We start from the raw sequence: 12,411 nt of genomic DNA, 5'->3' as shown, positions 1-12,411 counted from the left end.
TACATCTGAATTTTTATGATGAACAATTAACGTTTTACTTTCCAATCGACGTTCATCTTGATATTTATTTTTTCACCCATCCCGTCTGGTGCCTTTTTCATACCAAAATCAGTTCGATTGATCGTTGTTGAAGACACCATATTCATTAACTTTTGATTGTTGGTAACAGGTTTTAGTGTGCTATCAAAAATGACAGGTCGAGTAATCCCTCTTATGGTTAATTGCCCTATAATTTGATACTTATTATTTCCCAAAACTCTAAATTGATCACTTTTAAAACTTACCGTCTTAAACTGTGCAGCATAAAATAAATCTTTTCCCAATAATGTACTTTTCATGGCAGGATTATTCAAACTTAAACTATCCACATCCATTATAAAGCGTGTAGATGCCTGCTGTGGCGCATTTTCATCAAAGTTCAAAGTCGCATGTACAGTATTAAACTTAGCGATGACCATAGACTCACGAGCTGAATCGATATGAAATCCGACATTGCTTGTTGGAGCTAATACCCAATTTGCCGCATGAACTTGGCTCATTGATACCACAATCAACGCACCAATCCATAAACTTTTTGCTAATCGCTGATTTGCAATGACAGTCATCATAAACACCAAGACAGGAAAAGAGACTTTACTTTAATCTCCTAAACCAGATTCGACTTGTCATTTAATACAAACTTATTTTGTAATTGCCGATAGATTGAAGTTTTCTGAAAATTCTCCAAAAACTGAATCGTTCCCTGTGGAAATGCCTGTTTTTGGATTTCACCACGATAATAAGCCTCTCGGATCGGAGTAGCAGACATCGACTCTTTCAAACTTTCTAACTCCACCATGGTCCACTCAGGAAAAAGCTTTAAGTAATACGAGGATTCATCTTTAAAATGCCCAATTAAACCAATTTTTGCATGCGTTGGCGTGATCTGCTTAACCAGTGTTTTGACTTGATTGACCCATTTTTGATCATCATAGACATCAATGACATGTACAAAGTGAATCCGCTCTTGATCTTCCTCGGAAAAATTAGAAAGAATCATTTGCTCCCTTTCTGCTGCCAAAAAAGGATTTTTAATATTACGCTCAGGTTGCGCCGATCCCAAAGCCAATATAACGTTTTGACTTTGTTGGAGGGCTATTTCTACAGTTTGCAAATGTGCAAGATGAAAAGGCTGAAAACGTCCAATAAAAACGAGATAATCAAATATGTACATAAACCAACTTAATTTTTTATGAACTCACCAGTAGTCATTTATAATCAAATTTACGACATAATGGCAGACATAAACCCAAGATTGAAAGCAAGGATAGTACGATGACACTTCGCTGTATTCAACAACCTCATCAACATTTAAATGCAAAACTTGAAAATGGCATACTGACTTTAGCCATTCATCGCCCTGAAGCAAAAAATGCATTATATGGTGAATTGTATTTGTGGATTGCACAGGCACTGGATGAAGCAGATCAATCCAGTCAGGTTCGCGTGGTGATTTTGCGTGGCGCAGATGCAGACTTTTCTGCGGGTAATGACATGAAAGACTTTATGTCATTTATTCAAAAACCTTATCAAGGCAAAGCTGGAGATCAACCTCCTTTTGTTTTACTCAAATCAGCGGCGAAACTTTCTAAACCGCTGATTGTTGCAGTTAAAGGGGTTGCGATTGGAATTGGTGTCACGATTTTACTGCATGCAGATATTGTCTATGCAGACAACACAGCGTTATTCCAGATTCCATTTGTCAGTCTTGGTCTATCGCCAGAAGGCGCTGCAAGTCGTTTATTGGTGAAACAAGCAGGTTATCACCGTGCCGCAGAACTTTTATTTACCGCCAAAAAATTTAACGCAGAGATTGCAGAAAAAGCAGGTTTGGTCAATCAAATCAGTGATGATGTTTACGCATTGGCCGAACAAACTGCTCAGCAATTGGCTGCATTACCACTTGCATCCATTCGACAATCCAAAGCTCTCATGAAGCATGATCTTGATGAAATTGTGCAATGTGTTGATGATGAAGCCGAGATTTTCATGCAACGTGTCCGTTCGCCTGAAATGAAAGAAGCGGTTCAAGCCTTTATGGAAAAGCGTAAGCCCGATTTTTCCCAATTTGGATAAAATCAATAGACTTCTTTCATAAATCCTTTTTATTTCTCCCTATGGGAGAAAAATAAAGAGGGTTTCAACAATTATGAATGAAGTCTAACACTAAAAAAACCTGAGATTGAATGTCTGCATTGAAAAACCAATGAATAAGATGCAGCTTAATCTCAGGAATACACTTTTTTACCTAGATAAAATGATTGAATGTTATTCTCATTCATCATCTTCATAACGAAATATTTAAATAGTGATGGCAAATTCAGAAAATCTCCCAAAAAATTCTCAGCAGGTTTCAGATAAAAAACGTTATTTTGAGCCTGCACCCCAAGATATTGATGTTGAAAATTTTCGTAAAGTGATCGAGAGTCGTCGTTCCGTACGCAAATTCACGGATAAAGCCATTCCAACCGAAGTGCTTGATGCATGTCTTGACTTGGCACTTATTGCACCAAACTCGTCCAATCTACAACCTTGGACATTTTATGTCGTCCAACATCCTGCGAAGAAAAAACAGTTAGTTAAAGCTTGTCTGGGACAATTAGCAGCAAAAACGGCTTCCGAACTTATTGTTTGTGTTGCGCGAACAGATCGTGTCGATGAAATGGCGAAAAAGAATATTTCAGAATTTCCATTTCCTGAAGCCCCTGAAATGGTCAAAAAATACTATCGTTTCATTCCGTATAACTATAAAACTGGTTATTTCAATGCACTCGGCAACTTTAAAAAAGTCGCGTTTAAAGTGGCACGAAGCTTAGATAAACAACTTCCTGTCACGGCATTTAATCCTGCCGATGCCAAGCTCTGGGCAAGTAAATCCACCGCTTTGGCTTGTGAAAATCTAGTGCTTTCACTCCGCGCTTATGGTTTTGATAGTTGTATGATGGAAGGTTTTGATGAGCCAATGGTTCGTAAGATATTAAAACTTAATGATCAGCAATTTCCTGTGATGGTCATTGGTGCAGGCGAACGTGCGAGTGATGGTGTATTTTTCCCGCAGTATCGTTTTGACCGTGATTTATTCATTCAAAAAGTTTAATTATTGAATATCTAAAATCTGAATAAATTCAAAAGCAGGCTCTTCATAAGGATGGCTTGCTTTTAATGCTGTTGCAACGGTACTGGCTTTTTCTTCTGAAACAATGGTTTCTACGCGCCATTCTTCAAACTGTTCTAACTCATCCAATTTGCCTAAAAATGGATTTGCACCGCAGACTGGCTTAAACTGCCCAATTCCTTTCACTTGCCATGCGCAGTGTTGATAGTTACCGATTCCACCTGCTCCAGCTGCAAAAATAGCTTGTTTAGTCACTTCAAGATGAGATTCAGGTACGTAATAAATCAGTTTAAGCATAATCCGATATAAGATGAATAAATTAGGTTTATCTTAAACGATTTAGTTTCAGGATTAATCGTTATGATTGTAAAACCAGATAATTTCCCAAAATCCATAATAATTCTGCGGTAATGACTGCGCAAAACCACATCCAACCTTTACGTTTTCGAGTAAGCATTAACTTATTTTTTTCCATATCTGTACTCCAAGCTAGTTTTATTTTACTTGTATAAAATAAAAGCAAAACCTATACCAATTTAGAGCCAGTTAAATTTAAAAAGTCTGTGGGCTAACTTTAAGTTTTAAAATACTGAGTCATTTTCATCATCATTGACAAATTTTCTTAGGAAAAATAGCGCTTCTCGAAAAATCTCATGCCAGTCTTCACTTGGTTCTTGATATAAGCGATGCCAGAAAAACTTAAACTCTAAACCACCATCATCAAGACAATAATGAATCCATGTATCTGGTATAACTTGAGTCGCCTCACAGCAATAAAAATACCAATCTTGATGATTAGATTTAAGTACTAAGTTCCCTATAAATTTGGGATTATCTCGTGCAATCAGACCTGATTCTTCAAATAACTCACGAATTGCAGCATGCTCATAGGTTTCATTTGGCTCTATGCTTCCTTTCACCAATTGCATTCCTGCTAAAGGATGTCTAAAAGCCAATATTTCAAAGGTCTGTGCTTTTCGTCTTATAAGAATTGGAACGACTTTCTTAATCATTGTAGACCCAATAAAAAACCATCTTTGATTGAGTCAATCAAAGATGGTTTTTTTAATCACTGATTTATATTAACCAATAAACTTACGTGCATTACGGAACATACGTAACCATGCACCATCTTCATTCCAGTCTTCTGGTTTCCATGAGTGTTGTAAAGCACGGAAATTACGCTCTGGATGTGGCATCATAATCGTAGCTCGGCCATCTTTCGAAGTTACACCCGTAATTGCTTCAGGTGAACCATTTGGATTCAGTGGATAATGTTGCGTCGGTTGACCCAAACTATCTACATAACGCAAGGTCACTTGATCATTGCTATTCAAGCTAGCCAAGTGCTCATTACTTGCAACCACACGCCCTTCTCCATGTGCTACAGCGATTGGCAGAATTGAACCCTGCATATCTTGCAGCAATACCGATACCGATTTTTCTACACGTACATTGACCGCACGTGCTTCAAAAACTTCTGATACGTTACGATGGAAACGTGGCCAGTTGTCTGCACCAGGAATCAGTGGCGCAAGTTGTGACAACATCTGACAACCATTACAAATCCCTAAACTAAAGGTACTTTCACGGTTAAAGAAGCTTTCAAACTGATCACGCAATTTTGGATTAAACAATACTGACTTCGCCCAGCCACCACCAGCACCAAGCACGTCGCCATAAGAAAAACCACCACAAGCGACTAAACCTTCAAAATCTTGAAGATCAACACGACCTGCCAATAAATCACTCATGTGCACATCGACAGTATTGAACCCAACTTTGTCGAAGGCTGCTGCCATCTCAACATGACCGTTGACACCTTGCTCACGCAAAATCACCATATTTGGACGACGTGTTGCAATGAATGGCGCTTCAACAGGTTCGTTTAGATCATAAGTTGCTTGTGCAATGAGACCTTTATGGGTCTGATCTGCAATAAGTGCAAATTCCTGATCGGCTGTTTCTACGTTATCACGTAAGCGCTGGATTTGATGAGACACTTCTGCCCATGCTTGTTGTAGTTCGGCACGCGCTAATATTAAACCATTGATACTCAGTTGATCAGTGTTATTCACACGTCCAACCAAATGTATAGCATCGCTTAAATTCGAGCTTTCAATTTCAGCTTGTAACGCATCCCAATCAGTGGCTTTAAGTTGTAAAACTGCACCAATTTCTTCTGCAAATAAACTTTCAATTGTTTGTGGTTCTAAAGCTGCACCTAAACGTGATGCAAACATCATCTCAGCCACAGTAGCCAACAAACCACCATCACCAATGTCATGGTAAGCTTGTACCAGACCGCGATTATTCCAATCCTGTATCAGATTAAAGAAATCTTTTAAATCTTCAAAACTGTCTACATCTGGCGTAACCGTACCAATGGCTTTATACACTTGGGTCAAAATCGATGCACCGATACGGAATTGACCTTTAGACAAATCAATACGTACCAGTACAGAACCATCAATCTGTCTAAGCTCAGGCGTTAATGTTTTACGCACGTCACTTACTGGTGCAAATGCAGTAATCACTCCAGACATTGGTGAAGTTACAGCTTTCTCAATGCCATCATCACTCCATGTAGTACGCATCGAGAGTGAATCTTTACCGACTGGAATCGCAATGCCCAAAGCTGGACACATTTCCATCCCAATCGCTTTTACGCCCTCAAACAAGGCTTGATCTTCACCTTTTTGACCTGCTGCTGCCATCCAGTTTGCAGAAAGCTTGATATCACCTAATTGTTCAATATTAGCAGAGGCGATATTGGTCAATGCCTCAGCAACAGCCAAACGCGCAGAAGCCGCTGGGTTTAACAATGCAACTGGTGGACGTTCACCCATTGCCATTGCTTCGCCTGTATAACCTTGCAAGCTGGTTGTAGTCACCGCAGCATCCGCGACTGGAACCTGCCATGGGCCGACCATTTGATCACGCGCCACCATACCTGTAATTGAGCGGTCACCAATGGTGATCAGGAATGATTTAGATGCAACAGTTGGATTTTTCAAAACACGGAAAATTGCATCTTTTAGATCAATTTTTGAGGTATCAAACTCGTTGCCTGTACGTTCAACGGTTTCATACGAACGCTGCATACGCGGTGTACCACCGAGCATGACTTGCATTGGGATATCTACCGCATTGTCATGGAATAATGGATCTTCAACAGTCAAATGACGTGCTTCAGTTGCTTCACCCAAGACCGCAAACGGACAACGTTCACGCGCACAGATTTCTTCAAACAAGTCTAACGACTCTGGACGAATCGCAAGTACATAGCGTTCTTGTGCTTCATTTGACCAGATTTCCATTGGGCTCATGCCACGTTCAAGCGATGGAATCTTACGCAAGTTTAAAATCGCACCCAACTCATGATCATTGACTAGTTCAGGCATGGCATTAGATAGACCACCTGCACCCACGTCATGAACAGAAACGATTGGGTTAAAGTCTTCCATGCGCCAGCAAGTATCAATCACTTCTTGGCAACGGCGTTCCATCTCAGGGTTTTCACGTTGTACTGAAGCAAAGTCCAGATTTTCACCCATGGTACCGCTATCCACAGAAGATGCTGCACCGCCACCTAAACCGATCAACATGGCTGGGCCACCGAGTACAATCAATAAATCACCCGGTTGAATCGCATCTTTTTCCACATGGTCAGGACGAATATTGCCGTAACCACCTGCAATCATAATCGGTTTATGAAAACCTTTCACTTCGCCATTGACGTTTTGTTCAAAAGTACGGAAATAACCATTTAAGTTAGGACGACCAAATTCGTTATTAAATGCCGCGCCGCCCAATGGGCCTTCAATCATAATTTGTAATGGCGATGCCATACGTGAAGGTTTGCCGTAGTTATCTTCCCATGGCTGCTCAAAACCCGGAATATTCAGGTTAGACACAGTAAAGCCTGTTAAACCTGCTTTTGGTTTACCACCACGACCAGTTGCACCTTCATCACGAATTTCACCGCCCGAGCCAGTTGCAGCCCCCGCAAAAGGAGAAATGGCAGTTGGATGGTTATGGGTTTCCACCTTCATCAAGATGTGAGCCGCTTGGCTCTTATATTTATATATAAAATGACCTGTTTCATTGTCTTTCTTTGGATAAAAACGCTGAGTGTCATAACCTACAATCACAGAAGCATTGTCTTTATATGCCGACAATACTTCACCTGGTGACTCTTTATAGGTATTTTTGATCATCTGGAACAACGATAATGATTGTTTTTCACCATCAATTGTCCATTCTGATCCAAAGATTTTGTGACGACAATGTTCAGAGTTTGCCTGCGCAAACATCATCAATTCGATATCGTTTGGATTGCGCCCCAAGTCAGTAAAGGCTTGAGTTAAATAGTCAATTTCTTGTTCAGACAAAGCAAAACCAAATTCATTATTGGCTTTGATCAGTGCTTGTTTTCCTTCACCCAAAATATCAATTGAGTTTAATGGTTTTGGTGCTGTTTCTAAAAATAAACGATGGGCATCTTCGATCTGGCTGAAAACGGTTTCAGTCATACGATCATGCAAAGCCTGTTTGACTTCATTACTGAGTTCAGAAACACCTTTTAAGGTATATAAAATACCGCGTTCCAAACGATGCACTGGGGTATTACAGTTTTTAAAAATATCTGTCGCTTTAGAAGACCACGGTGAAATCGTTCCAATGCGTGGAGTGACCAAAACTTGAAGTTCATCATTGGCCACTTGGCGCAACTCAAACGATGTACCATCATTTAAAAGTTGCAATGCAGATTGATGCTGCTGCTCGTCGAGCGCTTGATCAAACAGGTAAACCCATTGGCTGTCAAAGGTTTGGACTGAACTGATTGACGATAAACGTGTTAATAGTTGAGCTTTCTTGAATGAAGAATGTGCTGGTGCACCGGCCACGATAAACATGTTGATTTTGGCTCCACGGGCAAGTCTTTTGAACTTTACCGCAATGTGACTTTAGAGAGAGCGCATATTCTACTGTGAAAAGGCAAAATCAGCTAGATGGAGAGCATGGATTTCTCTCAGCTTATTCAACAATTAGCCCAATTTATATCTTTGTTCTTGATCCGATTAAACCATAGCTAAAGCTAAGCTGAATAAAAATAAACCGTTTTAGCACTTTGAAATAGGTTTTTTCAGATGTATCCAAATGTGACATTTACAAACCGATCAGAGCGCACAAATACCATTTTATGCGCTACTCCCCATTGAAGATGACTTATAAATAAACGACGATGAGCACATTTAAAAAAGAACAATCGAAGCTTTAGCTACAAGTCACACCATCGATGCTCACTACTTTTTTCGCATTCATCATCACCACAGAATCAGCAATATTTTCAATAATTCGATTCAGTGATTGTGTGGAGGCCGCCACAATATTATTAATATTTCGACGCTCACCCTGAACAGGCACAGTGAAATGAGTTCGACAACTGATTGAACGATTTTGTAAAGTAGTTGTAGCTTGATTCGTAGCAGATGACTCCATTGCTAGCGGAATATCTGCTTTAATGATCCATGTCACCATGACATTCATATAGTGATCATGCGTACTTGTCAGTGGATGATTTGCAGAATCCTCAATCACATCAAAATTTGAAAAATCAGTCGCAATTCGATAAGACACCTGACCAGCAGACATGCCACTATTATATCGATCGACCGCACCCAATTTTTGCTGTAATCCTGCCGACAAACCATCTCTTAATTGGGTACTTAAAGTCGAGGTCCAACGATCATTGTCCAGCACTTTAGATCTGCCTTGATGATCCTGTACCACAATAGATGCCCGATCTAAGCGATCAGGCAATCCAACAGGCATAACTTCAATGACTCTCACCCCCGAATGTGTAATCGGTGTTGCTTTAGCCTGCAAGGTGTAATAGTTGGGTGTTGGTGAGCTTGAGCAGGCGCTCAGAAATACTCCTGTCAGGATGACGACACCTAATCTGAAATTATTTTTATTTTTCATTTCGATCTACCTCAGGAGTTTTACCGCGAATCAACGATTCTGGATGTTGTTCAATATAATCTGACATTAATTGTAAAGATGCTGCTGCACGAGTCATTTGCTGTAAAGCTCGGCGAACGTCTTGTTGCATTGGCGCATCGCTAGAGAGAATAGATTGGGTCGAACGTAAAGTCCCACGTACATCATTCAAGGTAGATTGTAATTCTGGCGCAACTTTGCCATCTAACTGTTGAACCAGTTGATTGGTTGAGTTAATCGCATTATTCATATTCCCCAGTGTTTTTCGCATATCCTGACCAATTTCTACCAGTGGGAATTTAGTCAATTTATCTGCAATCTGAGAAATCTGAGCCTGTAATCCTTTTAATTCAGATGGCATGGTTGGAACTTCAAAGCGACCACTCGGCAATACTTTTACGGATGCAGGCTTAGCCTTAGGGAACAGATCGAAAGCAATATAATTTTGACCTGTGATTAAATTACCTGTTCGCATTTGTGCTCGCCAACCATTTTGCACAAAACGTTTAAAAATCTCTCCATCAGGATCCATCTCCTGACCATGCGTTAAACGGGATGGATAAACCACGCCTTCAGCACGCATACGTACATGTGTATAATTGTGATCAAACTCAGCATTGATCGCTTTAATTTCTCCGACATCAATCCCCATAAAGTCAATTGGCGCACCTGCACTTAAACCACGTAACGACTGATCAAAATACATGACAATATTAATCGCTTTACCATCAGGATCTTTTAAAGCCTCTGTTTTAGAGTCCCATAGATTAAAGTGACTCGAATTCTGAGCAATCGGCGCATCAGAATTATCAGGGTATCCAAATGCAATACCACCCGCCACGATACTTGCCAAAGACTGCGTATCCAGATTAAATCCAGATGCATTTAAACTCACATCAATCCCACTGGCCTGCCAAAAACGCGCATCTTGCGTGACAAATTTGTCGTAAGGTGAACGAATAAAGGTTTGTAGCTCAACATGCTGACCATCTTTAGCCAAATTATACGCAGTAATTTGACCAACATTGATCCGTCGATAATAAATAGGAGATCCAATATCTAACGATCCCAAATCTTTTGCTTTTAAGAAAAATCTTTTACCTGGTACATCCGAGGTCACGACAGGTGGGACTTCCAATCCGTTAAATTCTTCTTTTTTTTCCTTTGCTTTTCCGCCATCGACGCCAATATATGAGCCAGAAAATAAAGTATCTATGCCTGAAATACCACTGGTTCCTACTCTAGGGCGCACCACCCAAAATCGCGAATCTTTCGCTGCAAAATTACTGGCATCTTTGCGTAATTCGATTTTGGCAATAACGTGTGAGCGATCATCCGACAGTTCAATTTCACGAACCAATCCGATATCTACTTGCCGATATTTAACAGTCGTCTTGCCAGCCACCAATCCTTCAGCCGTTCGAAATGAAACATAAATCGTCGGCCCGATTGCAAGAATAGATTTGATTGCCAAAGACAGCCCAATTAATAAGGCAATAAACGGAATCAACCAAATTAATGCAGGTCGCCATTTGCCCTTTTTTTTCTGAGGCTGTGGCACACGTTGCTCAGTCTGATGATCCGTTTGAGTGGGATCAGCTTCTGCGGGGTTATTCGTTGTATTATTTTCCGTCATCATGCATGTTCTTTTTAACGAGGCTGAAAAAAATCATTTTTAGATGGCAAATGATTGACCTGATTCACCATGTTGTTTTTTGAAGCATTGGTTGAGGTATTTATTCGCTGTTGGGATAAATAATAATTATCCCAAATAATACGTGGGTCAAAACTCATTGAAGCAAACATGGTCAATACCACCACTGCACCAAAAGCCACGGCACCAGGCCCTGCCAAAATCGTGGCCAATGATTGAATTTGTATCAGCGCGGTTAGTAAGGCCACAACAAATACATCTATCATGGACCAGCGCCCCACAAACTCCACAATACGATATAACACGCTGCAATGTGAAGGTAATATAGTCCATTGCGCAGTAGATTGCATTCGCACCACAAAAACCAGAAAGTATAAAATTAGCAACTTGACCATGGGAATAAAAATACTGGCCGTAAAAATCACGGCTGCCACAAAATAATCACCGCTTTGCCAGAAGTAAATGACCCCACTCATAATGGTATCTTGCTGATGTCCCAATAATGAATCGGTAATGGTCATTGGCAATACATTTGCTGGAATATATAAAATCGTCGCAGCAATCACCAATGCCAAGGTGCGGCTTTGACTATGATCTTTACGAACATGCAATGCACTCTTACATCGAATGCAATATTGAGTTTGATCCGTGTGGTGACTTTGTGGATTCACCAGACCACAACAATGACATGCCACTAGTCCGAGATCAACCGCTCTTGGATTCACTCGATGAATACGGGCATCATCGGCAACATCGCTTGTTTGATGCACTTGTTCCCCGATGTGTTTGATTTTTTTCATGGTTGGCACCGATCAACTTCATCCCAAATATCTTGGACTTTAACTGACGCGATATAGACCAATAATAGGCTCAATATTGTAAATGCCCATAAAGCAATCCCCGGAATCACCACCACCATTCCTACTAATTTCACCAAAGTGACCAGTACACCAATTAGAAAAACTTCGACCATGCCCCATGTTCGAAATACATAGATTACTCTTAACGCAGGGATTAAGTATTTGGGTCTGGTTTTAAAAACACTGACTGATGCAAAGATATAAGCCAGTAACAATAAATCTGTGAGTGGAACAATAAATGTGGTGATTAAAATGAGCACCCCGACAAAAGCTCGATCAATATGAAACATCATCAAGGCTGCCCCCAACAATGTGGTTTGGGAAACATTGCCATTGAGCTCAACACTCACGATGGGAAAACTATTGGCGACAATAAAAATAATTAATGCGGTTATCACCAGCGCCAATAGCGTATTAAATGGTTTAACTTGCCGATAAAGTTCTGCACCACAGCAACTACAATACGCGCGTTCACCCCGTCCGAGTTTCACTTTCTGATAAATTGCATCACACTCTTCACAACAACATAAGTTACGCTGTGACACATCACGAGATGAATTTGAACGACTCTGATCTAACTCAGTCAAAAATGAATCCTGTGATGAAGGTTGACTCATAATGTATCAAGACTCTTTTATTGTTAATTTTTTCGATAATAAGATTGCATTTCAATCGATAAACAACGTACCAACAGATGAGAAATACTTCAAATTTTTCCTAAATCAGAGCAATCACTG

The 12,411-nt window shown here is 40.3% G+C and carries 12 protein-coding genes; 2 read left to right on the top strand and 10 right to left on the bottom strand.

Features of this window, described 5'->3' with window-relative positions; genetic code table 11:
• Positions 1-26 precede the first annotated feature (26 nt).
• Together J500_RS00690 and J500_RS00685 are read right to left on the bottom strand one after the other, a co-directional pair.
• A complete protein-coding gene (locus J500_RS00690; protein ID WP_004996987.1) occupies positions 27-608 on the bottom strand; it encodes a YceI family protein in 582 nt (193 codons plus the stop codon).
• A gap of 38 nt (positions 609-646) precedes the next feature.
• Positions 647-1,213 carry a nicotinate-nicotinamide nucleotide adenylyltransferase gene (locus J500_RS00685; RefSeq protein ID WP_004996983.1) on the bottom strand — a complete coding sequence of 189 codons (567 nt, stop codon included), beginning with the start codon at positions 1,211-1,213 and terminating at the stop codon, positions 647-649.
• A 101-nt stretch (positions 1,214-1,314) separates the two neighbouring features.
• Here J500_RS00685 and J500_RS00680 point away from each other — a divergent pair, with 101 nt between their 5' ends.
• Entirely contained in the window at positions 1,315-2,115 is an 801-nt protein-coding gene (locus J500_RS00680) for an enoyl-CoA hydratase-related protein (protein ID WP_004989642.1), read from the top strand.
• Between the two features lie 235 nt (positions 2,116-2,350).
• Complete coding sequence (locus J500_RS00675; RefSeq protein ID WP_004996980.1) at positions 2,351-3,136, top strand: nitroreductase family protein; 786 nt, start codon at positions 2,351-2,353, stop codon at positions 3,134-3,136.
• Here the strand turns inward: J500_RS00675 and J500_RS00670 are convergent, their stop codons facing one another.
• From J500_RS00670 to J500_RS00640, 8 genes are all read right to left on the bottom strand, one after another.
• Positions 3,137-3,451 carry a hypothetical protein gene (locus tag J500_RS00670; protein WP_004996979.1) on the bottom strand — a complete coding sequence of 105 codons (315 nt, stop codon included), beginning with the start codon at positions 3,449-3,451 and terminating at the stop codon, positions 3,137-3,139. It abuts the gene before it with no gap.
• 61 nt (positions 3,452-3,512) lie between these two features.
• Positions 3,513-3,629 (bottom strand): KGW motif small protein, encoded by a 117-nt coding sequence (locus J500_RS17820; protein ID WP_004989648.1) that lies wholly within the window; start codon positions 3,627-3,629, stop codon positions 3,513-3,515.
• Between the two features lie 106 nt (positions 3,630-3,735).
• Positions 3,736-4,167, bottom strand: coding sequence for an NUDIX hydrolase (locus tag J500_RS00665; protein ID WP_004996978.1), 432 nt, complete (start codon positions 4,165-4,167; stop codon positions 3,736-3,738).
• 69 nt (positions 4,168-4,236) lie between these two features.
• Positions 4,237-8,073, bottom strand: coding sequence for a phosphoribosylformylglycinamidine synthase (gene purL, locus J500_RS00660; RefSeq protein WP_004996974.1), 3,837 nt, complete (start codon positions 8,071-8,073; stop codon positions 4,237-4,239).
• A gap of 361 nt (positions 8,074-8,434) precedes the next feature.
• Entirely contained in the window at positions 8,435-9,142 is a 708-nt protein-coding gene (locus tag J500_RS00655; RefSeq protein ID WP_004989654.1) for a PqiC family protein, read from the bottom strand.
• Positions 9,132-10,796: an intermembrane transport protein PqiB gene (locus J500_RS00650; RefSeq protein ID WP_034697694.1), complete on the bottom strand. Its 1,665-nt coding sequence runs from the start codon at positions 10,794-10,796 to the stop codon at positions 9,132-9,134. The genes J500_RS00655 and J500_RS00650 overlap by 11 nt, the downstream gene beginning before the upstream one ends.
• 14 nt (positions 10,797-10,810) lie before the next feature.
• Positions 10,811-11,614 carry a paraquat-inducible protein A gene (locus J500_RS00645; RefSeq protein WP_004989663.1) on the bottom strand — a complete coding sequence of 268 codons (804 nt, stop codon included), beginning with the start codon at positions 11,612-11,614 and terminating at the stop codon, positions 10,811-10,813.
• Entirely contained in the window at positions 11,611-12,291 is a 681-nt protein-coding gene (locus J500_RS00640; RefSeq protein ID WP_004996966.1) for a paraquat-inducible protein A, read from the bottom strand. Before J500_RS00640 ends, J500_RS00645 begins: the two co-directional genes overlap by 4 nt.
• Between the last annotated feature and the right edge of the window lie 120 nt (positions 12,292-12,411).

Source organism: Acinetobacter sp. 479375, assembly GCF_000581715.1.
GTDB lineage: Bacteria > Pseudomonadota > Gammaproteobacteria > Pseudomonadales > Moraxellaceae > Acinetobacter > Acinetobacter ursingii.
This window is presented reverse-complemented; position numbering and strand designations above follow the sequence as displayed.